The 23415-nt window shown below is 71.0% G+C and carries 25 protein-coding genes; 6 read left to right on the forward strand and 19 right to left on the reverse strand.

The window, feature by feature from the left end:
* The 12 genes from ABZE72_RS04665 to ABZE72_RS04720 form a co-directional block, all read right to left on the reverse strand.
* Positions 1-1237 (reverse strand): chromosome segregation SMC family protein (locus ABZE72_RS04665; RefSeq protein ID WP_372727856.1); only part of this gene is annotated, 1237 nt, incomplete at its 3' end.
* Between the two features lie 152 nt (positions 1238-1389).
* Positions 1390-2634 (reverse strand): MFS transporter, encoded by a 1245-nt coding sequence (locus tag ABZE72_RS04670; RefSeq protein ID WP_372727857.1) that lies wholly within the window; start codon positions 2632-2634, stop codon positions 1390-1392.
* A gap of 35 nt (positions 2635-2669) precedes the next feature.
* Positions 2670-4142 carry a hypothetical protein gene (locus ABZE72_RS04675; RefSeq protein WP_372727858.1) on the reverse strand — a complete coding sequence of 491 codons (1473 nt, stop codon included), beginning with the start codon at positions 4140-4142 and terminating at the stop codon, positions 2670-2672.
* A 56-nt stretch (positions 4143-4198) separates the two neighbouring features.
* Positions 4199-4408, reverse strand: a complete 210-nt coding sequence (locus tag ABZE72_RS04680; protein WP_372727859.1) for a hypothetical protein — start codon at positions 4406-4408, stop codon at positions 4199-4201.
* Between the two features lie 74 nt (positions 4409-4482).
* Positions 4483-5385 carry a bifunctional DNA-formamidopyrimidine glycosylase/DNA-(apurinic or apyrimidinic site) lyase gene (gene mutM / locus ABZE72_RS04685; RefSeq protein WP_372727860.1) on the reverse strand — a complete coding sequence of 301 codons (903 nt, stop codon included), beginning with the start codon at positions 5383-5385 and terminating at the stop codon, positions 4483-4485.
* Positions 5386-5397: 12 nt separating this feature from the next.
* A complete protein-coding gene (gene rnc / locus ABZE72_RS04690) occupies positions 5398-6219 on the reverse strand; it encodes a ribonuclease III (protein WP_372727884.1) in 822 nt (273 codons plus the stop codon).
* Positions 6197-6382 carry a 50S ribosomal protein L32 gene (gene rpmF / locus ABZE72_RS04695; RefSeq protein ID WP_185251845.1) on the reverse strand — a complete coding sequence of 62 codons (186 nt, stop codon included), beginning with the start codon at positions 6380-6382 and terminating at the stop codon, positions 6197-6199. Before rpmF ends, rnc begins: the two co-directional genes overlap by 23 nt.
* A gap of 67 nt (positions 6383-6449) precedes the next feature.
* Positions 6450-7019, reverse strand: a complete 570-nt coding sequence (locus tag ABZE72_RS04700) for a DUF177 domain-containing protein (protein ID WP_372727861.1) — start codon at positions 7017-7019, stop codon at positions 6450-6452.
* 80 nt (positions 7020-7099) lie between these two features.
* Positions 7100-7588: a pantetheine-phosphate adenylyltransferase gene (coaD, locus tag ABZE72_RS04705; RefSeq protein ID WP_372727862.1), complete on the reverse strand. Its 489-nt coding sequence runs from the start codon at positions 7586-7588 to the stop codon at positions 7100-7102.
* Positions 7589-7592: 4 nt separating this feature from the next.
* Positions 7593-8174, reverse strand: coding sequence for a 16S rRNA (guanine(966)-N(2))-methyltransferase RsmD (gene rsmD / locus ABZE72_RS04710; RefSeq protein WP_372727863.1), 582 nt, complete (start codon positions 8172-8174; stop codon positions 7593-7595).
* Positions 8171-10399: an ATP-dependent DNA helicase RecG gene (locus tag ABZE72_RS04715; protein ID WP_372727864.1), complete on the reverse strand. Its 2229-nt coding sequence runs from the start codon at positions 10397-10399 to the stop codon at positions 8171-8173. Before ABZE72_RS04715 ends, rsmD begins: the two co-directional genes overlap by 4 nt.
* A 60-nt stretch (positions 10400-10459) precedes the next feature.
* Positions 10460-12124, reverse strand: coding sequence for a DAK2 domain-containing protein (locus ABZE72_RS04720; protein WP_372727865.1), 1665 nt, complete (start codon positions 12122-12124; stop codon positions 10460-10462).
* A 166-nt stretch (positions 12125-12290) separates the two neighbouring features.
* On the opposite strand from ABZE72_RS04720, the gene rpmB reads away from it, so the two are divergent.
* Positions 12291-12476 (forward strand): 50S ribosomal protein L28, encoded by a 186-nt coding sequence (gene rpmB, locus ABZE72_RS04725; protein ID WP_028645381.1) that lies wholly within the window; start codon positions 12291-12293, stop codon positions 12474-12476.
* A 184-nt stretch (positions 12477-12660) separates the two neighbouring features.
* Here rpmB and ABZE72_RS04730 read toward each other — a convergent pair whose 3' ends face one another.
* A complete protein-coding gene (locus tag ABZE72_RS04730) occupies positions 12661-13623 on the reverse strand; it encodes a thiamine-phosphate kinase (RefSeq protein ID WP_372727866.1) in 963 nt (320 codons plus the stop codon).
* 114 nt (positions 13624-13737) lie between these two features.
* Here ABZE72_RS04730 and ABZE72_RS04735 point away from each other — a divergent pair, with 114 nt between their 5' ends.
* Together ABZE72_RS04735 and ABZE72_RS04740 are read left to right on the forward strand one after the other, a co-directional pair.
* Entirely contained in the window at positions 13738-13974 is a 237-nt protein-coding gene (locus tag ABZE72_RS04735; RefSeq protein WP_028645383.1) for an Lrp/AsnC family transcriptional regulator, read from the forward strand.
* A gap of 30 nt (positions 13975-14004) precedes the next feature.
* Positions 14005-14517: a DUF3515 domain-containing protein gene (locus tag ABZE72_RS04740; protein ID WP_372727867.1), complete on the forward strand. Its 513-nt coding sequence runs from the start codon at positions 14005-14007 to the stop codon at positions 14515-14517.
* Between the two features lie 95 nt (positions 14518-14612).
* Here ABZE72_RS04740 and ABZE72_RS04745 read toward each other — a convergent pair whose 3' ends face one another.
* A complete protein-coding gene (locus tag ABZE72_RS04745; RefSeq protein WP_372727868.1) occupies positions 14613-15752 on the reverse strand; it encodes a D-alanine--D-alanine ligase family protein in 1140 nt (379 codons plus the stop codon).
* Positions 15753-15784: 32 nt separating this feature from the next.
* Here ABZE72_RS04745 and ABZE72_RS04750 point away from each other — a divergent pair, with 32 nt between their 5' ends.
* The gene (locus ABZE72_RS04750; protein ID WP_372727869.1) at positions 15785-16870 is read left to right on the forward strand and encodes a PLP-dependent aspartate aminotransferase family protein; all 1086 of its coding nucleotides are present in this window, start codon (positions 15785-15787) and stop codon (positions 16868-16870) included.
* Positions 16871-16876: 6 nt separating this feature from the next.
* On the opposite strand, the gene ABZE72_RS04755 is transcribed toward ABZE72_RS04750, so the two are convergent.
* Entirely contained in the window at positions 16877-17887 is a 1011-nt protein-coding gene (locus ABZE72_RS04755) for an NAD(P)H-dependent glycerol-3-phosphate dehydrogenase (RefSeq protein WP_372727870.1), read from the reverse strand.
* Entirely contained in the window at positions 17884-18702 is an 819-nt protein-coding gene (locus ABZE72_RS04760; protein ID WP_372727871.1) for a lysophospholipid acyltransferase family protein, read from the reverse strand. Before ABZE72_RS04760 ends, ABZE72_RS04755 begins: the two co-directional genes overlap by 4 nt.
* A 139-nt stretch (positions 18703-18841) precedes the next feature.
* Between ABZE72_RS04760 and cofC the strand changes: the two genes are divergently transcribed.
* Entirely contained in the window at positions 18842-19486 is a 645-nt protein-coding gene (cofC, locus tag ABZE72_RS04765; protein ID WP_372727872.1) for a 2-phospho-L-lactate guanylyltransferase, read from the forward strand.
* Between the two features lie 57 nt (positions 19487-19543).
* Here the strand turns inward: cofC and ABZE72_RS04770 are convergent, their stop codons facing one another.
* From ABZE72_RS04770 to leuC, 3 genes are all read right to left on the reverse strand, one after another.
* Complete coding sequence (locus tag ABZE72_RS04770) at positions 19544-20257, reverse strand: HU family DNA-binding protein (protein WP_372727873.1); 714 nt, start codon at positions 20255-20257, stop codon at positions 19544-19546.
* A 282-nt stretch (positions 20258-20539) separates the two neighbouring features.
* Complete coding sequence (gene leuD / locus ABZE72_RS04775; RefSeq protein ID WP_372727874.1) at positions 20540-21139, reverse strand: 3-isopropylmalate dehydratase small subunit; 600 nt, start codon at positions 21137-21139, stop codon at positions 20540-20542.
* Positions 21140-21149: 10 nt separating this feature from the next.
* On the reverse strand, positions 21150-22556 hold the full coding sequence (gene leuC, locus ABZE72_RS04780) for a 3-isopropylmalate dehydratase large subunit (protein ID WP_372727875.1): 1407 nt from the start codon (positions 22554-22556) through the stop codon (positions 21150-21152).
* Positions 22557-22685: 129 nt separating this feature from the next.
* Between leuC and ABZE72_RS04785 the strand changes: the two genes are divergently transcribed.
* Positions 22686-23408, forward strand: coding sequence for an IclR family transcriptional regulator (locus ABZE72_RS04785; RefSeq protein ID WP_372727876.1), 723 nt, complete (start codon positions 22686-22688; stop codon positions 23406-23408).
* The last annotated feature ends 7 nt before the right edge of the window (positions 23409-23415 follow it).

A 23415-nucleotide genomic window follows, 5' to 3' on the forward strand; every position in this document is an offset into this window, starting at 1 on the left:
CGATCTCGTCGTCGGCGGCGGCCGCGCGCGACTTGAGCGCGTTGACCTGTCCGGTGAGCCGCGCCAGGCCCTCGCGGCGGTCGGCGGCCGCGCGCTGGAGCGCGGCGATGCGACGGTCCTCCTCGGCCGCGGCGTCCTCGGCGCTCTTGCGCGCGGCGACCGCGGCCTCGAGCGCCACCCGGTGCTGCTCGACCTCGGCGGTGATCGCCTGCTCCTGCTCCTGCATCCGGACGGCCTCGGCCTCGAGCTGCTCGGGGTCGCGACCGGTGCGCTCCTCGGAGTCGGTGGTGCCGGCGGCGTTGCGCACCCGTTCGGCGGCCAACGACTGGGTGCCCCGGAGCCGCTCGCGCAGCCCGGACAGCGCGAACCACGTCTCCTGGGCGGCCGAGAGCGCCGGCAGGTCCTCACGCAGGGCAGCCTCGAGCTGGGCCTCGGACTCGCGGGCCGCCGTGATCGCCGCCTCCACCTCGGCGCGGCGCTCGACCAGGATCGTCTCGTCGGCGAGCTCCTGCTCCAGGGCGGTCCGAGCGGTCTTCAGGTCATCGGCCATCAGCCGGGCGCGGGCGTCGCGCACGTCGGCCTGGACGCTGGCTGCGCGACGGGCAACCTCGGCCTGGCGACCCAACGGCTTGAGCTGGCGACGGATCTCGGTGAGCAGGTCGTTGAGCCGGGTGAGGTTGCCCTCCGTCGAGTCGAGCTTGCGAAGCGCCTTCTCCTTGCGCTTGCGGTGCTTGAGGACGCCGGCAGCCTCCTCGATGAAGCCACGGCGGTCCTCGGGCGTCGCGTGCAGGATCGTGTCGAGCTGTCCCTGCCCGACGATCACGTGCATCTCGCGACCGATGCCGGAGTCGCTGAGCAGTTCCTGGACGTCGAGCAGGCGGCAGTTGTTGCCGTTGATCGCGTACTCCGAGCCGCCGGAGCGGAACATCGTGCGGCTGATCGTGACCTCGGCGTACTCGATCGGCAGCGCGCCGTCGGAGTTGTCGATGGTCAGCACGACCTCGGCGCGTCCCAGTGGCGGGCGCCCGGAGGTGCCCGCGAAGATGACGTCCTCCATCTTGCCGCCACGCAGCGACTTGGCCCCCTGCTCCCCCATCACCCAGGCGAGCGCGTCGACGACGTTGGACTTCCCGGAGCCGTTCGGACCGACGATGCAGGTGATCCCGGGCTCGAGCTGGAGCGTCGTCGAGGAGGCGAAGGACTTGAACCCCTTCAGGGTCAGGCTCTTCAGGTACAACGCGGGGCTCCTCACCAGCCGTGGAATCAGGCACTGAACGGTGGGCATCATCGCAGCCCGCCGAGGGGAAGCTCAGCGGCCCTCACCCTACCGGCCACACCCGGCTGCTCCGGGCACCACCGCTGGCGCGTCCCGGTACGCCGCGAACGGCCTCAGGCCGGGCTCGGCACCGGTTCCTCGTCGTGGGCGATGTGGCCCAGCTGGCGCCACATCAGCGGGACCAGGAGCGCCGAGCCGAGGAAGGCGAACCAGAAGGGTCCGAGCACCCCCCACTCCCGGGCGATCAGACCACCGAGCGCGGAGCCGATCACCAGGCCGCCGAAGACGCCGACCATGTTGACGCTGCCGACCCGGCCCTGGAGCTCGGTGGGCACGGCACGCTGACGGATCGTGATCGACGTCGTGCCCCAGATGAAGGCGTGCGCACCGAAGACGAAGAAGATCGCCATCGCGACCCACGGTGTGCGGGTGAGCACCAGCGCGAGGTGGGTGAAGGTCTCGATCACCAGCCCGGCCCGCATGATGTCGGCCAGGCTGACCCGGGCCGTGATCGCGCCGTACGAGAGCGTGCCGAGCAGGCCGCCCACGGCGGAGATCGTGGTGAGCAGTCCGAACCCGATCGCACCCATGGCCAGGTGCTCGGTGGCGTAGAGCACCAGCACCGACCAGGCGGCGCCGTAGGTGATGTTGAAGATGAAGATCGTCACCACCAGGGTCCGCACCGCCGGGTGGTGACGGACCCAGCGGAAGCCCTCGACGATGTCGTGCCGCATCGGCCTGGCCTCGATCCGGTCGCGACGGTGCTCGGGGAGCACGATCCGGCTGACCAGGACCGCCCCCAACCCGACCAGCACGGCCTGGGTCACGAACGGCCAGGCCATCCCGGCGGCGAAGAGCGCCGCCCCCAGCGGGGGGCCGGCGAGCTGGTTGACGGTGATGTAGCCGGTCTGGAGCCGAGAGTTGGCCACGCCGAGGTCGGCCCGGCGCACCAGCATCGGCAGCAGCGTGCTCGAGGTCGTGTCCGCGAAGACCTCCGCGGTCGCCACCAGGAAGAGCGCCACCAGCACCAGGGCGACCGAGACGTGGCCGGTCACGATCGTCGTGGCCAGCAGCACCAGGACGACCGCGCGCAGGGAGTCGACCACGATCACGAGCAGGCGTCGGTCGAGTCGATCGGCCAGCGCGCCGGCGACCAGACCGAAGAGCAGCGGCGGCAGCCACTGCACCAGCGCGGCCAGCGCGACCAGGAACGGGTCCCGGGTCTGCGAGGCCACCAACAACGGCCCGGCCGCCAAGGCGATCCCGTCGCCGAGGTTGGTCGACCAGGACGACGCCAGCAGCCACCGGTAGGGAACGCCGAGGCGTCGGGGCACGACGGTCTCGACCAACCTGCTCACAAGATCAGCAGGTTACGGGCGCGCCCCCGGCGACGTCAGGTGGTTTTCCGGCGGGTACGACGGCGTACGGCGATCGTGAGCACCATCGCGCCACCGACCAGGCCCACCGACATCGCGGAGTCGGAAGCCCGCTGGCTCACGGTCCGGGTGGGGACCGCGGCGGCGGTCGGACGGGCGCTGTGGTTCTTGCCGGGCAGGTCCACGGCGTAGACGTCCAGACCGCGCACCAGGTCGATCGAGTAGACGATGTTGCTGACCCTGCGGGTCTGCTTGCCCTGGGCGTTGTAGATCGGCACCCACATGCTGTCCCAGACCTCGGAGGCACCCCAGACGGCGTGGCCGTAGGGCTTGAGGGCGCGGGGGTTGCGGGCATCGATCAGCTGGGTGCCGCCGCCGTAGAAGCCGACCGCCACGATCCCGCCGGGGCGGAAGTCGAACCAGTGCGAGGAGCAGAAGGCACCCCGGGGCAGCGGGAAGGTGCCCAGGTCGCTGAGCTCCACCTTGTCCAGCGGGACGATCGACGAGGGCTTGCCGTCGAGGCGCTTGACCCACCAGGTCTGGAAGGAGCCCGCCAGGCTGCAGTCGGTCTGCTCGTAGTCCTCCTCGGTCGCCAGCAGGACGTTGCCGTTGCGGAAGGACGGCTTGCGGCCCGGCTTGAAGGCCTTGGCGTTGGGGCGGAAGGAGTTGTGCAGGATGAAGTCGTTCCAGCCCTCGAAAGCCGGGTCGGTTCCCATCCCGGCGTCGCCGGTGGTGGTCACGAGCCGCGGTCGGGCCGGGCGCGTGGTCTTCCAGATCGAGGCGCCGTTCCACCCGGTGTGGGTGCCGTACCCGGCGGCGTCGAAGTTCCACTTGTGTCCGCCGGTCGGCGTGGCGAAGGGCTGCAGCCCGGCTTCCTTGCGGTTGCCATCCACCTCGCGCGGGGCGTCGAGGTTGCGCAGGTCGAAGATCGAGAAGGTGCTGCGGCCCCCGGCGGAGTAGGCGAACGTGCAGTTCCGCTCGTTCACGCAGGCCACCGTGTGGGTGCTGGTCGTGCCGGCGACCCGGGAGCGGATCCGCGGCGAGCTGGGCGTGGTCACGTCAACGACGACGAGCTCCTTGCCGCCGACGTTGGTGTGCTGGATGTCACCCGGCGAGGTCTGGTACAGGTCGACCCCGATCAGGACGAAACGCTCCACGCCCTTCTCGGTACGACGCTCGCCACAGTTCATCGCCTCGTTCTCGAACTGGACGCTGGGCAGCACCCCCACGAGCTCGGGGTGGGCGGCGTCGGTGATGTCGAAGACCCGGACCGAGTCGAGTCCGCTGGTGACGAAGAGCGGGGCGGTCTTCATGAAGCATCCGGAGATGCCGACCTGGGAGGGGCTGGTGGAGAGCAGGTTCACGTTGTCGCTGGACATCAGGCCGGCGTCGGTGTCGCTGGCCGCGGCCGGCGAGGCCAGGGTCAGGCTGGCGGTGACACCGAGAGCGAGGGCGGCGAGCAGAGCAGGAAGGTCCCGGGAGAGGCGCATGACGAGGTCAACGACCAAGTGCCCGGACCGTCACGGCCCGGGAGGGTGTCCCTCGCTCAGGCGGGCTGCATCTCCTGCAGCGTCGCGGACTCCAGGTCCAGCAGCCGCTCGTCGTCGCGGGTCCTGAGCCCGTCGTTCTCCTCCGAGAGGCGAAGGACGAGCGCCTCGAGCTCACTCACGCGAACCCGCAGCCGAGCATTCTCGGCGACGAGACGGGCGGGGGTCAGCCGGTCGCTGTTCACATAGCCGATCAGCGCCTTGGCCATGGGCGAAGCCTTCCATCCGGGTGCGGGCCGCTGTCGCGGGCCGTCTTCAAGCGTCTCATCGAGTCCACCGGGGGTCAATCGGCGCCCGGCAAAGTCCTCGGCGCCCGGACGGCCGCCCGGCGGGCCGGGCGGGCTCGCGGGACGGGCTGGCAGGCCGGGCAGAAGAAGGAAGAGCGGTTCATGAAGGCGACCCGGCGGATCGGTGTGCCGCACCGCTCGCACGGCTCGCCCTCCCGACCGTAGGCATGCAGGGAACGGTCGAAGTACCCGGACTGGCCGTTCACGTTGACGTAGAGCGCGTCGAAGGAGGTGCCGCCCTGGTCGAGCGCGTCGGTCATCACTGCGCGGGCATGTGCCAGCAGGGTGCGCACCTGCGCGGCGGTCAGCCGCTCGCCGGGCCGCTCGCCGTGCAGCCCGGTGCGCCACAGCGCTTCGTCGGCGTAGATGTTCCCCACGCCGGAGACCAGGGTCTGGTCGAGCAACAACCGCTTGATCCCCGACGACCGGGAGCGGACGCGGCGTACGAAGGCAGCATCGTCGAACGCGGGGTCGAGCGGGTCCCGGGCGATGTGTGTGATCTCCGCGGGCAGGTCGGCGCCGCCCGGGGAGAGGGCCAGCCCCCCGAACATCCGCTGGTCCACGAACCGCAGGTCGACCGCGGGCGTGCCGTCGAGGGCGAGGCGGACCCGGAGATGGCGTTCGTCGGGGGCGTCGGGCGGTTGGACCAGCAGTTGGCCGCTCATCCCCAGGTGGCCCAGTAGGGCGTCGCCGTTGTCGAGGGGCAGCCAGAGGTACTTGCCACGTCGGCGGGCTGCGAGGAAGCGGCGCCCGGCGAGCGCGGTGGCGAAACCGTCGGGGCCGCCGGGGTGGCGACGGACGGGGCGCGGGTGCAGGACGTCGACCCGGGAGACGGTCCTGCCGAGGACGTGCCGCTCGAGACCGAGCCGGACCACCTCGACCTCGGGGAGCTCGGGCACGTCAGGGAGGCGTCAGTCGGCGGACGAGGCGCCGTCGGCGGTGTCGTGGGCGGTGTCGTGGGCGGAGTCGTCGGCGGCGGAGTCGATGGCGTGGGTGTCCTCGACACCGAGGTCGGCCGCGATCTCGCCGTACGCCGTCTCGGCGGCAGCCTGCTCGGCTTCCTTCTTCGAGCGACCCACGCCGTTGCCGTAGAGCTGGTCACCGACCCGGACCTGGGCGGTGAACGTCTTGAGGTGGTCGGGGCCCTCGTCGGCGATGACGTACTCAGGGACACCGAGGCCGTGCTCGGCCGAGAGCTCCTGGAGCGACGTCTTCCAGTCCAGACCTGCGCCCATGGCCGTGGCGGCCTCGATGAGCGGGTCGAACAGGCGGTGCACCACGACGGCCGAGCTGTTGAAGCCCCCGCCGCTGAGGTGGATCGCCCCGATCACGGCTTCCACCGTGTCGGAGAGGATCGAGGCCTTGGTGCGCCCTCCGGTGGCCTCCTCGCCACGACCGAGCTTCACGTGGTCGCCGAGGCCGATCTCCCGACCCACCATCGCGAGTGCCCGCGCGTTCACCACGGCAGCGCGCAGCTTGGCCAGGCGGCCCTCGGTCAGCTCGGGGTGCGAGCGGTAGAGGGTCTCGGTGACAACCACGCCGAGCACGGAGTCCCCGAGGAACTCGAGACGCTCGTTGGTCGGCAGGTTGCCGTTCTCGTAGGCGTACGAGCGATGGGTGAGAGCGCGCTCGAGCAGCTCGGGATCCAGGATCGGATCGCCGAGGGCTGCTCGCAGCTCGCTGTAGTTCGTCAGCGGACCGGTGACGGGCTCAGAGAACCTGGCGGCGGTCAGCCCGGGCGCCGTACTGCCCGCACGTGCCACAGGCACGGTGGGGCAGGTGCTTGGCACCGCAGGCGGCGTTCGCGCAGGTCACCAGGGACGGCGCGACGGCCTTCCACTGCGAACGACGGTGACGCGTGTTGCTGCGCGACATCTTCCGCTTCGGGACTGCCACTGTTCACTCCTCTACCAGGACCGGGTGTTCCGGCCGCTTGCGTCCAGCCGGTGTTGGACCGGTTGGTTCAGTCTTCGTCCTGCACGAGCTGGGTCAACCCAGCCCACCGCGGATCGATCGCCGCGTCATGCCCATGGTCGGGGTCGTCCGCGAGTCGGGCACCACACGTGGTGCACAACCCAGGACAGTCGTCCATGCACAGCGGCTGGAACGGTAGTGCAAGCACCACCGCGTCCCGCAGTACGGGTTCGAGATCGAGCAGGTCGTCCTCGAGCCGGCTGGTCTCGTCGTCCTCGTCGGGGTCATGGTCGCGGTCGTCGTACACGAACAGCTCCTGGAACCGCGCGGACATCTCGTCCTCGATCGGCTCCAGGCACCGCACGCACTCGCCGACCAGTTCGGCCGTGGCCGAACCGGTGACCAGCACCCCCTCCATCACCGCTTCCAGCCGCAGGTCGAGATCGACCGGCGAGCCTTCGGGTACGGAGAGAACTTCGATGCCCAGATCTGCTGGTGCAGGCACCGTCCGTGTCACTTCGCGCTGGGACCCCGGGCGTCGGCCGAGCTCGCGTGTATCGAGCACGAGCGGCGCTCTCGGGTCCAGTTTGCTCAGGGGATCACTTCCGGTGCCGGGCACAAAACAGATCGATGAATCGTAACGGCCCGAGGGGCAGCGGAGCAAAACCGGCCACCCCGCACGCCCGCCTCGATCCCGGCTCAGTCCCGACTGCGTTCGGCCAGGCGCTCGATCAGCTGCTTGTTCACGAAGGCAGGGACCAGGCTGGAGACGTCGCCGCCGAACATCGCGACCTCCTTGACCAGGCTGGAGGCCAGGAACGAGTACTCCGGGCTCGTCGGCACGAAGACGGTCTCCACGTCGGTCAGCGAGGAGTTCATCTGGGCCATCTGGAGCTCGTAGTCGAAGTCGCTGACCGCGCGCAGCCCCTTCACGATCGCGTGGATGCCCTGCTCGTTGCAGAAGTCGGTGAGCAGGCCGGTGAAGGTGTCGACCCGCACGTTGGCGTAGTCCGCACAGGCCTCCGTGAGCATCGCCACGCGCTCCTCGGCGGAGAAGAGCCGGTTCTTGGACTGGTTGATCCCCACGGCCACGACCACCTCGTCAAAGAGCCCCGACGCTCGCGAGACGATGTCGATGTGGCCATTGGTCACCGGGTCGAACGACCCGGGGCAGACGGCTCGGCGCACGGACTCACTCCTCGATCGCGGGCATGGACGGGGCGTGACCGTACCAAAGCGTGGTCTCGCCGTACTTCTTCGCACGAGTGTCGGTGAAGCCCTCCGGCCAGCTCGGTTCCGGGCTCCGTGACGAGCGCTCCGCGACCACCAGCGCCCCCGGCACGAGCCAGCCGAACGCCATCAGGGCGGCCAGGTCGGCGGTGAGCGCCTCCTCGGCGAGCGGGTAGGGCGGGTCCAGGAACGCCAGGTCGTACGGCGCGGCCGGGGGTCGGCGCAGCGTCGCGGCCACCGAGCCGGCCACGACGTTGGCCTTGGTGAACCCGACCGACGCGGCGTTCGAGGAGATCAGCGTGGCCGTGCGACGGTCCTGCTCGACCAGGGTGACCACGCCGGCGCCCCTCGACCAGGCCTCGATGCCGACCGCGCCGGAGCCGGCGTACAGGTCGAGGAATCGCAGCCCGTGCAGGGAGCCGCACCAGGCCTCGACCGCGGAGAAGAGCGCCTCGCGGACCCGGTCGCTGGTGGGGCGGGTCTCCGAGCCACGCGGGGTGCTGATCCGTCGCCCGCCCGCGGCTCCACCGATGATCCGCGTCACGACTTCTCCATCCAGTCAGATTGCCGTGATCGTTCCAGTTCCGCCACCTGTCGGGCCAGCTCGGGGCTGGAGACGAGCTCCGGGTCGGTCGCCAGCAGTTCCAGCGCCGCCTCCCGGGCCTGGACGATGGTCTCCTCGTCGCGCAGCACTCGCAGCGTTTGCAGGCCCGAGCGGCGCCCGGACTGCGAGCGCCCCAGCACGTCGCCCTCGCGCCGCAGCTCCAGGTCGATCCGGCTCAGCTCGAAGCCGTCGGTGGAGGCCGCGACCGCCTCGAGCCGCTCCCGGGCCGGCGAGAGGACCGGAGTGTGGGTGACCAGCAGGCACAGACCGGGGTGGCCGCCGCGTCCCACTCGCCCGCGCAGCTGGTGCAGCTGGGAGACGCCGAAGCGATCGGCGTCGAGCAGGATCATCCCGGTGGCGTTGGCGACGTCGACGCCGACCTCGATCACGGTGGTGGCGACCAGCACGTCGATCTCCCCGGCGGCGAAGGCGCGCATGGTGCGGTCCTTCTCGTCCGGGTGCAGGCGTCCGTGCAGGATCGCCAGCCGCAGGTCGCCGAGCGGCCCGGCGCTGAGCTGCTCGGCGACCTCCTCGACCGCACTGGCCGGGATCGGCGGCACCTTCGCGTTGCCCTCCTCGTCGACGTCGACCTGGTCGACCTCGCCCTGCTCCGGCTCGTCCCCGGTGATCCGCGGACACACGACGTACACCTGGTGGCCGGCCGCGACCTCCTCACGGACCCGCTGCCAGACCCGGTCGATCCACTGGGGCTGCTCGGCCAGCGGTACCACGGTCGTCTGGATCGGCGCCCGGCCGGCGGGCAGTTCGGTGAGCGTGGACACCTCCAGGTCGCCGAAGACCGTCATCGCCACGGTCCGCGGGATGGGCGTCGCGGTCATCACCAGCACGTGGGGCGGGCTGCCGGCCTTGTCGGTCAGGGCGGCGCGCTGCTCGACCCCGAAGCGGTGCTGCTCGTCGACGACGACCAGTCCGAGATCGGCGAACCCGACCCGCTCCTCCAGCAGGGCGTGGGTGCCGACCACGATCCCGGCCTCCCCGCTCGCCATCCGCAGCATCGGCTCGGTCCGTTGTGCCTTGGTCATCGACCCGGTGAGCAGCGCGACCCCGGTGGCCTGGTCGGCCCCGCCCAGCATGCCTCCGCCGGCCAGGTCCCCCATCAGCGCGAGGATCGAGCGGTGGTGCTGCTGGGCCAGCACCTCGGTGGGAGCGAGCAGGGCGGCCTGCCCTCCGGAGTCGACGACCCGGAGCATCGCCCGCAGGGCCACCAGGGTCTTGCCGGACCCGACCTCGCCCTGGAGCAGCCGGTTCATCGGGTGGTCGCGGGCGAGGTCGGCGTCGATCTCGGCGCCGATCGCGCGCTGGCCGGCGGTCAGCTCGAAGGGCAGTCGGGCGTCGAAGGCAGCAAGCAGACCTCCGGCCCCGCCGGTCCGCGGCCGCGCCCCCAGCCGTCGTACGGCGTCGCGGCGGCGAGCCAGCACGATCTGCGTGACCAGGGCCTCGTCGAAGCGGAAGCGACGCTGGGCACGGGCGATCTGGTCCTGGTCGTCGGGGGCGTGGATCCAGTGCAGGGCGGTGTGCGCATCGACCAGGCCGTACCGCTCGCGCACCGGCGCCGGCATCAGTTCGGGCAGGTCGTCGACGACCGTCAGGGCGAAGGCCACCGCTCGTTGGATGTCCCACGAGTCCACGCCCTTGGTGAGCGGGTAGAGCGGGTAGTAGGCACCGATCGCGTCGACCGCCATCAGGGCGGTGTCGTCGCCCTTGTCACCGAAGAGCGCCATCTGCGGGTTGGTCAGCTGCCACTCGTCGCGGAAGCGCCCCACCTGGCCGACGAAGATGCCCTTGCGCCCCACCGCCAGGCGGCCTGCCTGCCACTGCGCCACGTACTCCTTCTTGGCGAAGAACGACATCCGGAGCGAGGGTCCGTCGGTGCGGAGCGTGGTGTCCAGGCGGTAGGCCGGTCGGCCCGTGCGCCGGTCCTGGTACGTGTGCGTCCGGCTCTGCACGATCTCGCCGACCAGGGTGAGCATCTGGCCGACCTGGAGGTCGGATACCTTGGTCAGCTCGGCGGTCTTGACGTAGCGACGCGGGAAGTGGTCGAGCAGGTCCCCGACGGTCCGGATGCCCAGGCCGTCGACGATCTTCTCGCGCTTCTTGGTGCTGTCGCCCAGGACCGTGGTCACCGGGGAGTCGAGCCCGATCACCGTCGTGCCACCGTCCTCATCGTCGAGCTCCTCGTCGAGCCGCCTGCACCGTCGCCCGGGTCATTCCACCCCGAGCAGGAGCGGGTAGCGCTCCTGCCCACCGTCGTACACCACGACGTCGACATGCGCGTGCTTCTCCTCCACGTGCGCTGCACAGCGTTGCGCCAGGCCGTCGGTGTCCTCGGCGCCGGAGACGATCGTGACCAGCTCGCCACCACCGCCGAGCAGCCGGTCCAGCACCTCGAAGGCCACCTCGTCACGGTCCTGGCCGATGACGGCGAAGTCGCCCGCGACGACCCCCAGCACGTCGCCGGGCTCGCAGGGGCCGGCCATCGTGATCGCCTGCTTCGCGGCCACCGTGATGGCGCCGTGTCGAGCGTGACGAGCGGTGGCGGTCATCTCCAGGACGTCCTGCTCGAAGGTGCGGGCGGGCTCGTGGACGGCCAGGGCTGCGAGCCCCTGCACCTGCGCCACGGTGGCCACCACCGCCACCCGGATGTCGGCGTCCTCCTCCGCGGTACGGGCAGCGATCTGCGCCACCCGCACGGAGTCGGCATCGTTGGGCAGCACGACCACCTCGGCGGCGCCGCAGTCCATGATCGCCTCGAGCAGTTGGCCCGTGGAAGGGCGCAACCCTGCCCCGCCCTCGACCACGACGGCGCCGGCGTCGCTGAAGAGCTGGGAGAGACCGGGGCCTGCGGAGACGACGATGATGCAACGGCCGGTGCGCTCGCTCGCGATCCGGCGTGCCTCCGCGACCTGCTCGGCGAAGTGCGTGACCCGGATCCGGTGCGGTCGGCCGGCCTCGATCCCGGCCTCGATCGCGGCGCCCACGTCGTCGACGTGCACGTGGACGTTCCAGAGCTCGTCGCGCCCGACGACGACCAGGGAGTCACCCAGGGCGGCCAGTGCCGAACGCAGTGGCGGAATCCGGTCCTCGTGGGCGTCGAGGAGGTACATCACCTCGTACGACGGACCGTCCGGGGTCAGGTCGCCCGAGGGCACCGGATCGCTCTGCGGTATCGGGATGCTCGGGCGGCGGGCCGGCGTGGTGACCGGGGTGGGGCGGCGCCCGGTCAGGACGGTCTCGGCGGCGTCGAGGAGCACGCTCAGCCCCCGGCCGCCGGCATCGACGACGCCGGCGTCGGCCAGCACCTTGAGCTGCTCGGGGGTGCGGGCCAGGGCTTCCCGGGCCCCGGCGGCAGCGGCGGCGACGACGTCGCGAGCCCGGGCATCGAGGTCCTCGGCGCGCCCCAGGGCGGCGTCGGCGGCCGCCCGGGCCACGGTCAGGATCGTGCCCTCGACGGGCGTCCCCACCGCGGCGTACGCAGCATCGGCGGCATCGCGCAGCGCGGCGGCCATCACGTCGGCGTTGCGCTCCTCGGCGCCGGCTGAGCCCAGGCGACGGGAGAAGGCTCCGATCAGCTCGCTCAGGATGACCCCGGAGTTGCCGCGGGCCCCCAGCAGGGCGCCCCGGCCGAAGGCGGCGAGCGCGGGAGCCAGCGGCGCCTCGTCGGGGCCACCGGCGGCTGCGATCGCGTCCCGGATCGCGTCCCGAGCTGCAGAGACGGTGAGGTACATGTTGGTGCCCGTGTCACCGTCGGGGACGGGATAGACGTTGAGCGCGTCGATCTCCTCGCGCGCCTCGGCGAGCACGTCGGTGGCGGTGTCGACGAAGCGCACCACGACCGCGAGCTGGATGGTGCCGCTGCGGGGTGCTTCCATCGCCTGCCTCGACTCGGGGACCGGGTGCGCCCGCGCTCAGCGGGTCGGCCCACAGGCTAGTGGCTGACCCACGATTCGCACGGGAGCGGGGCCATCGGATACTCTTCTTCGGTTGCCCGCTGGTCCGGGCACCTCGTACACACCTCAAACGTTGAAGGAGTCCACGGTGGCTGCCGTCTGTGACATCTGCGCCAAGAAGCCGGGCTTCGGGAACAACCGGCCGTGGTCCCGCAAGATTACGAAGCGTCGCTTCGACCCCAACATCCAGCGCGTCCGCGCCACCGTCAACGGCACCCCCAAGCGACTCAACGTCTGCACGGGCTGCCTGAAGGCCGGCAAGGTCTCCCGCTGACCTGATCCACGTCGACAGAGGCCGTCACCCCCGCTGGGGTGGCGGCCTCTGTTGCGTTGGGGGGGATTCACTGGTTAACCAGTGAATTGCGCACTTCACCCGGATAACTATCTGGGTGAAGTGCGGGTTTCCTGGGTGCATCGCGTCGGATTCACTGGTTAACCAGTGAATCCGACAGCCCCCATCAGAAGTGTGTCCAGCCCGTCGGTCCGTCGTACGGCGCACCGTCGAGTGTGACCTCGCCTCCGTCGATGCCCGGCTCCCCCACCCGACCGACCACCGACCAACCGGCCGGCACGCTCGCAGCATCCGAGAACGTCGCCAGCAGGGCGTGGTCATCACCCCCGCCCAGGATGAACTGCAACGGGTCCGCCCCCAGTGCCGCACCCACAGCGGTCAGGGGTTCGGCGATCTCGAACGCCTCCCGGTGCACGTCGATGGACACCCCCGACGCCGCAGCCAGGTGACCGACCTCGGCGAGCAGGCCGTCGGAGATGTCGATCATCGAGCTTGCGCCAGCGTCCGCGGCCACCTGCCCCTGGTCGTACGGCGGCTCCGGCCGCCGATAGGCCTCCACCAGCACCCGCGGCGAGCGGAAGCCGCGACCCAGCACCGCCAGTCCCCCGGCCGCCCAGCCCTGCCGCCCGACCAGGGCCAGTACGTCGCCCGGCTCGGCGCCCGATCGGACCACCGGTGCCTGCGTGCACGCGCCGAGCACGGTGACCGCGATGACCACCTGATCCGCGGTGGTCAGGTCTCCGCCGATCACACTGGCGCCGACCAGCGCGCACTCGGCGGCGAACCCCCGCGCGAAGTCGAGTGCCCACTGAACCGGCAGGTCGGGCGGGGCCGCGAGCCCGATGGTGAGTGAGGTGGCGCGACCACCCATGGCGTTGATGTCGGACAGGTTCTGGGCGGCCGCACGATGCCCCACGTCCTCCGCGCTCGCCCAGTCGCGCCGGAAGTGGCGACCCTCGACCATGAGGTCCGTGGAGACGACCACGTGCCCGGTCCGAACCCGGACGACGGCCGCGTCGTCACCGGGGCCGATGAGCACGTGCTCACCCTGCTCGAAGAGTTCGGAGAGGGCCGAGATCAGCCCGAACTCGCCGATGTCGGCCAAGGTTGCGTCTGGGGGGAGGGCCATGTCCCCATCCCACCAGACGGTGCAGGCGATCCGGCGGCTGACCACCTATCGACACGCGCGTCTCTACCGGTAGGTTGACGCACGACACAGCCCGTACAGACGAGGAGCACCACGATGGTCGTCCAGGCGTACATCCTGATCCAGACCGATGTCGGCAAGGCCGCCGAGGTCGCCACCGCCATTGCCCAGGTCAAGGGCGTCACCCTCGCCGAGGACGTCACGGGCCCCTACGACGTGATCGTTCGCGCCGAGGCCCGCAACGTCGACGAGCTCGGCAAGCTGGTGGTGTCGAAGGTGCAGAACCTCGACGGCATCACGCGCACGCTCACCTGCCCGGTCGTGCACATCTGAGTGACCGCGCCCGTTCGTCGCCGACGCCCCGTGTCCACGCGGACGCGGGGCGTCGTCGTACGTCGTGGTGTGGCGGGGCTGGGCGTCGGACTGGCCGGACTGGTCCTGCTGTCCGCCTGCACCGGCGGTCCGGTGCAGATCGAGGACCCGGGCGCCTCGGCGTTGGACCGGGCTGCGTGCGAGACGTTCCTTGAGGCAGTGCCCGACAGGCTCGCCTCCCAGGAGCAGCGCGCGGTCGCGCCGGCAGATGCGCTGGGTGCTGCCTGGGGCGATCCCGCGATCACGTTGACCTGTGGAGTGTCGCTACCCGACGACTTCGACGCGTTCGCCACCTGCGAGGAGGCGAACGGTGTGGGCTGGTTCGTCTCGTCGGCCGAGCGGGAGGACCAGGAGTCCGACGTGACCTTCACCGCCGCTGGTTTCCGTCCGATCGTCCAGGTGCACCTACCTGCGTCGTACCGGCCGGAGGGTGCGGCCGCGGTGATCTCGCAGTTGGCCGAGCCGGTGCGGGATCACCTCACGTTGGTCCAACCCTGCACATAAGGCGCAGTTTCATCATGGGATGCAGCCGAACCTGCGGTTCCCATGCTCTGCACACCCAAGGAAGCGCGGGTTGAGCTGCATCCCATGGTGAACCGTCAGCGCAGGCCCGTACCCCGAGCCAGCGCCAGCTGGATCAGCCGGTCCACCAGCGCCGGGTAGTCCAGCCCACTGGCCGCCCACATCTGCGGGAACATCGAGGTCGGCGTGAACCCCGGCATCGTGTTCAGCTCGTTCACCACCAGCGACCCGTCGGGCATCACGAAGAAGTCCACCCGGGCCAGCCCCTCACAACCCGCCGCCTCGAAGGCCTGGGCCGCGAGCTCGCGCAACCGCGCCGAGACCTCCGGGTCCAGATCCGCCGGGATGTCGATCTCGGTCGACTTCCCGGGCAGGTACTTCGCCTCGAAGTCGTAGAACTCGTGGTCGCCGCCGACCCGCAGCTCCGCCGGCAGACTGGTCTCGGCCGAGCCGTCCAGCCGCTGCAGGACCCCGCACTCCACCTCACGCGCGCCCTCGGCCGACACCTCGACGAGCACCTTCGGGTCGTGCCGCAGCGCCTCCTCGATACCGGCGTCCAGACCGGCCTCGTCGTGCGCCTTGGAGATCCCGATGCTCGACCCACCCCGGGCCGGCTTCAGGAAGAGCGGGTAGCCCAGCTCGGCCGCGCGCGCCCGACAGGCCGCCGGGTCGGCGTCCCACTCCCGCTGGGTCACGGTCACCGACGGCATCACCGGCAGTCCGGCCGCGGCCAGCACCACCTTCATGTACGCCTTGTCCATGCTCACTGCCGAGGCCAGCACCCCCGAGCCGACGTAGCGCACCCCGGCCATCTCGAACATGCCCTGGATCGTGCCGTCCTCGCCCCACGGACCGTGCAGCAGCGGGAAGACCACGTCGACATCCCCGAGGGCGTACGGCGCCCGGCTGGGCTCGCTGACCACCAGGGCCGTCGAGTCACGGTCGGGCGCCAGCGCGATCGCGGCGCGCTCGCCGTCGACACGGGGCAGCCGGTCGGCAGCCGTGATCCGCAGCAGCTCCGGGTCGCCCGACTCCAGCACCCACCGGCCGTCGGTCGCGATGCCGATGGGCACGACGTCGTAGCGCTCGGGATCGATGGCCTGCAGGACGCTTCCCGCGGTCACGCACGAGATCGCGTGCTCGCTGGAGCGACCGCCGAAGACGACGGCGACGCGGACCTTGCGGGTCTCATCGGGGCGGGGGGAGGGCTGATTCATCGCTGCGACCCTACCGGCCTAGGCTCGTCGCCATGACCGAGGACTCCCCCGCCCAGCAGCGTGATCTGAAACCCTCGACCCTGGCCGTCACGGTCGGACGCCCTCCGCACACGCCCGACGAGCCGCTCAACGTCCCGATCACGATGGCCTCCACGTACGTCGCCGGGGGCGACCGGGAGTACGGCCGCTACGGCAACCCCACCTGGCAGGCCTTCGAGGAGGCCCTGGGCGCCCTCGAGGGCGGCCGCTGCCTAACCTTCGCCTCCGGCCTCGCCGCCGTCGCCACCGTCTTCGACCTCGTCGGCCACGACGCCAAGGTGGTGGCTCCGGCCCACTCCTACAACGGCACGGTGCTGCAGCTGGCCGACCTGCAGATGCGCGGGCGGCTCCGGGTCGAGCTGGTCGACGTCACCGACACCGCAGCGGTGATCGCGGCCTGCGACGACGCCGCCCTCGTCTGGCTGGAGTCCCCCACCAACCCGGCCCTGGAGATCGCGGACATCCCCACGATCGCGGCCGCCGCCCGGGAGGCCGGCGCGTACGTCGTGGTCGACAACACCTTCGCCACCCCGCTGCTCCAGCAGCCGCTCGACCTCGGTGCCGACCTCGTCGTGCACTCCGCGACCAAGTTCCTCGCCGGCCACAGCGATGTGCTGATGGGCGCGATCGTGGTCCGTGACGACGAGCTGTTCAGCGTGCTCAAGGGACGCCGCGATCTGCTGGGCGCCGTACCCGGCACCCTGGAGGCGTTCCTGGCGTTGCGCGGGCTGCGGACGCTGCACCTGCGGGTGGAACGGTCCCAGGCCAACGCGCAGGAGCTCGTCGCGCGCCTGGAGCAGCACGAGGCGGTGGGCGAGGTCCGCTACCCCGGCTTCGGCGGCATCGTTTCGATCGTGCTCGCCCAGGGCGCGCTCGCGGCCGACCTGCTCACCCACAAGACCAAGCTGTGGGTGCACGCCACCTCGCTGGGCGGCGTGGAGTCCACCTTCGAACGGCGCCGCCGCTGGAAGTCGGAACCGGCCACGATCCCCGACGCCCTGGTCCGGATGTCGGTGGGCATCGAGGACGTCGAGGACCTGTGGGACGACCTGCGCACCGCGCTGGACACCCTCACCTGATCGAGCTCAGTCCGACTCGGCCTTCGGGTCGCGGGCGATGAAGGCGTCCATCATCTCGTTGGCCGTCATCCGGCCGGCCACGACGGCGTCCACGTGCTGCGCGATCGGCGCATCCACCCCGGTGCGCTGGGCCAGCGCGAGCAGCGAGGAGCAGGACTTCGCACCCTCGGCCACCTGGCTGGTGCTCGCGTAGATCTCGTCGGTGGTCATGCCCTGACCGAGCTTCTCCCCGAAGCTGCGGTTGCGCGAGAGCGGCGAGGAGCAGGTCGCGACCAGGTCGCCCAGGCCGGCGAGACCCATCAGGGTCAGCGGGTTGGCGCCCAGCGCCATGGCGAGGCGAGCGGTCTCGGCCAGCCCTCGGGTGATCACCGAGGCCGTGGTGTTGTCCCCGAAGCCCAGCCCGACCGCCATGCCGACCGCGAGGCCGACGACGTTCTTGTAGGCGCCGCCGAGCTCGCACCCGAGGACGTCGGTGGTGGTGTACGGCCGGAACGCGGGCGAGTGGCACCGCTGCTGGATCGTCTTGGCCACCGTCTCGTCCGCGCAGGCCACCACGGAGGCTGCCGGCTCCCGGCGGGCGATCTCCATGGCCAGGTTCGGTCCGCTGATCACCGCGATCCGCTCGGGTCCGGCGCCGGTGACCTCGGCGATCACCTCGCTCATCCGCTCCAGGGTGCCGAGCTCGACGCCCTTCATCAGCGAGACGATCACCGCATCGTCGGAGATGTACGGCGCCCACTGCGCGAGGTTGCCGCGCAGGGTCTGCGACGGGGTCGCCAGCACCACCATGTCCGCTCCGTGCAGCGCCTTCTCCGGGTCGGCGGTGGCGCTCACCCCCGGCGGCAGCTGGATGCCCGGCAGGTAGCCCGGGTTCTCGTGCGTCTGGTTGATCGCGTCCGCGACCTCCTCGCGCCGTGCCCAGAGGACCACCTCGTTGCCCGCGTCGGCGAGCACCAACGAGAAGGCGGTGCCCCACGAACCTGCACTGAAGACGGCAACCTTGCCTCGGCTCGTCACTGGCGATCCTCCATGTCCTCGGGCGTCGGCTCGTCCGACGCCGTGTCCTGTGCTGCGGGGCGCTGCTGGTGCTTCTTCGGGTTGCCGATCTCGCTGACGCCGGCGGCGCGCGGGTCGAAACGCTCGGCCGGGGCCTTCTCGCCGCGGATCTCCTCGACCAGGGCGGTCAGGGCAGCCATGATCCGGTCGGTGGCCTCGGCCACGACCGAGGCCGTCGCCGGCCGGTCGAGCAGGTCGCTGAGGTCGACCGGGTCGCCGGCCTTCATGGTCAGGTGCTTGCGCGGGAAGGGCCGCGGCCTCGTGGAGTACGGCGCGAGGAGCTCCTGGGCACCCCACTGGCCCACGGGGATGACCGGACACCGGGTGGCCAGGGCGATCCTGGCCGCGCCCGACTTGCCGGTCATCGGCCACAGGTCCGGGTCCCGGGTGATCGTGCCCTCGGGGTAGACGACCACGCACTCGCCGGCATTCACGGCCGCCACGGCCGCGTCGTACGCCCCCACCGCGGAGCGGGTCAGACGCTCGACGGGGATCTGCCCGGCGGCGGTGAGGAACCCGGCGAGGGCCCGGTTCTTGAACAACCCGGACTTGGCCAGGTAGCGCGGCACGCGACCGTGGTCGTGGACGAAGTGCGCCGACATGAACGGGTCCACGTGGGAGAGGTGGTTGAACACCACGATGCAGCCGCCGGTGGCCGGGATCTTCTCACCGTCGATCCAGGTGTGCCGGCTGACCGCCCACAGGGCGGACTTCACGATGGGCGCGCCCACCACGAACGGCCAGCCACGATCCTTCGGGGTGCTGCGAACTGTCACGTCGATCCTTGTCGCTCCGGGGGCGTGGGCCCGAGACCGGCCCGGTGTCGTGTGCAGGCTACTCGGTCACCGCCTCGTGCTGTCTCGCCACGACACGCGCTTCGGCTCGAGCGGGCGACACCTGAGAGGATCGGCCCCGATGAGCGAGCAGCAGTTCGCCGTGGTGGTGCCGGTCAAGCCGCCCGCCCGCGGAAAGTCACGACTGGTCGGTGTCGCCGACCGGCATCGGCGCGCCCTCGCGGAGGCCTTCGCACTCGACACCGTGACGGCGGCGCTCGCCTCCGACCGCGTGGGTCAGGTGCTCGCCGTCACCGATGACGTCCACCTCGCCACCGCGCTCGGCGCACTCGGCTGCTCGGCGATCCCGGACGGCGTCAGCGCCGACCTGAACGGCAGTCTGCGTCAGGCGGCTGCGGAGGCAGGTCGGCGGTGGCCTGAGCACGCCGTCGCCGCCCTTTGCGCCGACCTCCCGGCGCTTCGCCCCGACGACCTGGATGCCGCCCTGGACCGGGCGGCCGGTCTGGTCGCCGAGGGCCGGGCATGCTTCGTCGCGGACGCGGCCGGCGTGGGTACGACGCTGTACTGCGCCCCGCACGATCGGTTCGCCCCCCGGTTCGGCGCCGACTCGCGGGCCGCACACCTGGCGACCGGAGCCGTCGAGATCGCCGGTGACCTCGTCTCGTTGCGTCGCGACGTGGACGACGTCGACGACCTGGCGGCGGCGGGGCGACTCGGGCTCGGCGCGCACACCCTGAGCGCCACGATCGAGCCCCTGACGCAGTGATGGTGGGTCGCCCGGTGCGGGCGACCCACCATCCACGGCGGTGCAGGTGCGAGGCGATCAGGCCTTCTTGGCGGGCGCCTTCTTGGCCGCCGGTGCCTTCTTGGCCGGAGCCTTCTTCGCAGGCGCCTTCTTGGCGGGCGCCTTCTTCGCCGCCGGAGCCTTCTTCGCTGCCGGTGCCTTCTTGGCCGGAGCCTTCTTCGCCGGCGCCTTCTTGGCGGGCGCCTTCTTCGCCGCCGGAGCCTTCTTGGCCGGAGCCTTCTTCGCCGGCGCCTTCGTCGCAGGCGCCGCCTTCGTGGCAGGCGCTGCCTTCGTGGCGGGAGCCTTCTTCGCAGGCGCTGCCTTCGTGGCGGGAGCCTTCTTGGCGGGAGCCTTCTTGGCCGCCGCCTTGCCGCCAGGTGCCGCGTTGCGGACGGCGGTGGCCGCCGCACCGGCGGTGGCGCCGGCCTTCTTGGCGGCCGGAGCGGCCGCGGCGAGCGTCAGCTTCGGCAGCTTCTTGGCGCCGGAGACGACGTTCTTCAGATCAGCGCCGGGGCTGAACTTCGGGACCGCGGTCTTCTTGGCCTTGATCCGTGCACCCGTCTGGGGGTTGCGGACCCAGCGTGCTTCGCGGATGCGCTTCTCGAACGACCCGAAGCCGGTGATGGCGACCTTCTCCCCCTTCGCCACCTCCCGCGTGATCGTGTCGAGGACGGACTCGAGCGCGTGAGCCGCCGCCTTGCGGTTGCCCTCGTAGCGTGCCGCGAGGGTGTCGATGAGCTGTGACTTGTTCACTAGCTTCCCTTCCAATGAACCGGAGCGCCGAGCCGTTGCTCGACTATCTCCAACGCACGCTAGGGATTCGTGGCACGGGTCACAATGACCACGCCGGGTGGTCGGTCGGCTATTTTCCCGCCTGCCCCAGCGGGTTCCGGACACGTTTCCACCCGGGTGGCGTCGGTCCTGAGCACGGTGTCGATCGGGAAATGACGAGAATCCCCAAGCAGGCTTGGGGATTCTCGATGTCGAGTGGCCGCGCGTGCGGCCGGTGACGGCTCGCGAGCCGCCCCGGAACCGTCAGAGAGTGGCGGGCTTCCAGCTCGGACGCGTGCTCTCGTACGCCGCGATGTCATCGGCGTGCGACAACGTGATGCCGATGTCGTCGAGGCCCTCGAGCAACCGCCAGCGCGTGTAGTCGTCGATGTCGAAGGGGGCCTCGAACACGTCGTCACCGTCGTCGGCCCGCACGGTGCGCGACTCGAGGTCGACGGTGACGGTCGAGCCGGGGTTGCTCTCCAGCAGCTCCCACAGCTTTTCGACGACTGCCACGTCCACCTGTGCCGCGACCAACCCGGCCTTGCCGGAGTTGCCCCGGAAGATGTCGGCGAAGCGGGCCGAGATGACGGCGCGGAAGCCGTAGTTCTGCAGGGCCCACACCGCGTGCTCGCGCGACGAGCCGGTGCCGAAGTCGGGGCCCGCCACGAGAACCGACCCCGCGGCGTACGCCTCGTTGTTCAGCACGAACGAGGGGTCGTTGCGCCAGGCGGCGAAGAGGCCGTCCTCGAAGCCGGTGCGGGTGACCCGCTTGAGATAGACCGCCGGGATGATCTGGTCGGTGTCGACGTTGCTGCGTCGCAGGGGCACCCCGACGCCGGTGTGGCTGGTGAACTTGTCCATCGGGATCTCCTCAGAGCTCGGGCAGGTCGGCCGGGGAGGACAGGGTGCCGCGGATCGCCGTGGCGGCCGCGACGGGGACCGAGACCAGGTGGGTCCGGCCGCCCTTGCCCTGTCGTCCCTCGAAGTTCCGGTTGCTGGTGGACGCGCTGCGCTCTCCGGGCTCGAGCTGGTCGGGGTTCATGCCCAGACACATCGAGCACCCGGCCCCGCGCCACTCGGCGCCGGCCTCCTTGAAGATGACGTCGAGGCCCTCCTCCTCGGCCTGCAGACGCACCCGTACGGACCCCGGCACCACCAGCAGACGGGTGTCCTTGTCGACCTTGCGGCCCTCGATGATCGAGGCCGCCAGCCGCAGGTCCTCGATCCGGCCGTTGGTGCAGGAGCCGACGAAGACGGTGTCGATGGGCACCTCGCGCATCGGCGTACCGGGCTCGAGCGCCATGTACTCCAACGCCTTCTCGGCGGCGCCGCGGTCCTGCGGGTCGGCGAAGTCGGCGGGGTTCGGGACGGTCGCGCCCAACGGGACGCCCTGTCCGGGGTTGGTGCCCCAGGTGACGAAGGGCGTCATCGTGGAGGCGTCGAGGACGATCTCCTCGTCGAAGGTGGCGTCGTCGTCGGTGCGCAGCGAGCGCCAGTGCTCGACCGCGGCGTCCCAGTCCGCGCCCCGGGGCGCCTCGGGGCGGCCCTCGATGTAGTCGAAGGTCGTCTGGTCGGGAGCGATCATCCCGGCCTTCGCGCCCCACTCGATGCTCATGTTGCAGACGGTCATCCGGGCCTCCATCGAGAGCTCCTCGATGGCCTGGCCGCGGTACTCGACGATGTAGCCCTGGCCGCCACCGGTACCGGTGTGCGTGATCAGGGTGAGCACCATGTCCTTGGCGGTGACGCCCGGCGGCAGGCTTCCGTTGATCGTGACCGCCATGGTCTTCGGCTTGGCCTGCATCAGCGTCTGCGTGGCCAGCACGTGCTCGACCTCGGAGGTGCCGATGCCGAAGGCGATCGCACCGAAGGCACCGTGGGTGCTGGTGTGGCTGTCCCCGCAGACGATCGTCATGCCGGGCTGGGTCAGACCGAGCTGCGGGCCCACCACGTGCACGATCCCCTGCTCGATGTCGCCGAGCGGGTGCAGCCGTACGCCGAACTCCTCGGCATTGCGGCGCAACGCCTCGACCTGGGTCCGCGAGACCGGGTCGGCGATCGGCTTGTCCCAGTCGAGCGTGGGGACGTTGTGGTCCTCCGTGGCCAGGGTGAGGTCGGGACGTCGTACCTGGCGCCCGGCGAGACGGAGTCCGTCGAAGGCCTGGGGGGAGGTCACCTCGTGAATGAGGTGCAGGTCGATGAAGAGCAGGTCCGGCTCTCCGTCGGCAGAACGGACGACGTGCTCGTCCCAGACCTTCTCGGCCAGGGTCTTGCCCATGACTGACTCCTCATCGACGACGTGGTCCACGGACACCCGTGGTCCGATCCCGGGTGGATCCCGGGTGATCTGTGCAGGTCACACACTCTAGCGCTTGCATCCCATGATCTGAGACGGCAGTATTGCCATATGGACAACACTAGCGGTGTCGGCGTTCTCGACAAAGCGGCCCTCGTGCTCACGGCGCTGGAGTCGGGCCCTGCCACCCTGGCCGGTCTCGTCGCCGGCACCGGGCTGGCCCGACCCACCGCCCACCGACTTGCGGTGGCCCTCGAGCACCACCGGCTGGTGGCCCGCGACATGCAGGGCCGCTTCGTCCTGGGTCCGCGCCTGGCCGAACTGTCCGCCGCCGCCGGCGAGGACCGTCTGCTCGCGACCGCCGGCCCCGTGCTCGCCCGCCTGCGCGACATCACTGGCGAGTCCGCCCAGCTGTGGCGCCGCCAGGGTGAGCACCGTGTCTGCGTCGCCGCCGCCGAGCGCCCCAGCGGCCTGCGCGACACCATCCCGGTCGGCTCGCAGCTGACCATGCGCGCCGGGTCGGCGGCTCAGGTGCTGCTGGCCTGGGAGGACCCCGAGCGGATCCACCGCGGCCTGCAGAACGCGGCCTTCTCCGCCGCCGCCCTCTCCGGGATCCGTCGCCGCGGCTGGGCCCAGTCGGTCGGCGAACGTGAGCAGGGCGTCGCCTCGGTCTCCGCGCCCGTGCGCTCCCCCGGCGGCAAGATCATCGCGGCCGTCTCGGTCTCCGGCCCCCTCGAGCGACTCTCCCGTCAGCCCGGCCGGATGCACGCGCCGGCGGTGCTCGCGGCCGCCGAGCGGCTCAGCGAGTCCCTGCGTCGCGCTGCCGCCGAGTGAGGCGCTG

It is taken from the genome of Nocardioides sp., from assembly GCF_041600255.1.
Lineage (GTDB): Bacteria > Actinomycetota > Actinomycetes > Propionibacteriales > Nocardioidaceae > Nocardioides.

What these genes read in the sequence shown, in the direction of transcription:
- ABZE72_RS04675 (WP_372727858.1), bottom strand. Translation starts at nt 4,142, where the DNA reads ATGCGCCTCTCCCGGGACCTTCCTGCTCTGCTCGCCGCCCTCGCTCTC.
- ABZE72_RS04680 (WP_372727859.1), bottom strand. Translation starts at nt 4,408, where the DNA reads ATGGCCAAGGCGCTGATCGGCTATGTGAACAGCGACCGGCTGACCCCC.
- ABZE72_RS04720 (WP_372727865.1), bottom strand. Translation starts at nt 12,124, where the DNA reads ATGGAAGCACCCCGCAGCGGCACCATCCAGCTCGCGGTCGTGGTGCGC.
- ABZE72_RS04730 (WP_372727866.1), bottom strand. Translation starts at nt 13,623, where the DNA reads ATGGCCCTCCCCCCAGACGCAACCTTGGCCGACATCGGCGAGTTCGGG.
- ABZE72_RS04735 (WP_028645383.1), top strand. Translation starts at nt 13,738, where the DNA reads ATGGTCGTCCAGGCGTACATCCTGATCCAGACCGATGTCGGCAAGGCC.
- ABZE72_RS04745 (WP_372727868.1), bottom strand. Translation starts at nt 15,752, where the DNA reads ATGAATCAGCCCTCCCCCCGCCCCGATGAGACCCGCAAGGTCCGCGTC.
- ABZE72_RS04750 (WP_372727869.1), top strand. Translation starts at nt 15,785, where the DNA reads ATGACCGAGGACTCCCCCGCCCAGCAGCGTGATCTGAAACCCTCGACC.
- cofC (WP_372727872.1), top strand. Translation starts at nt 18,842, where the DNA reads ATGAGCGAGCAGCAGTTCGCCGTGGTGGTGCCGGTCAAGCCGCCCGCC.
- leuD (WP_372727874.1), bottom strand. Translation starts at nt 21,139, where the DNA reads ATGGACAAGTTCACCAGCCACACCGGCGTCGGGGTGCCCCTGCGACGC.
- leuC (WP_372727875.1), bottom strand. Translation starts at nt 22,556, where the DNA reads ATGGGCAAGACCCTGGCCGAGAAGGTCTGGGACGAGCACGTCGTCCGT.
- ABZE72_RS04785 (WP_372727876.1), top strand. Translation starts at nt 22,686, where the DNA reads ATGGACAACACTAGCGGTGTCGGCGTTCTCGACAAAGCGGCCCTCGTG.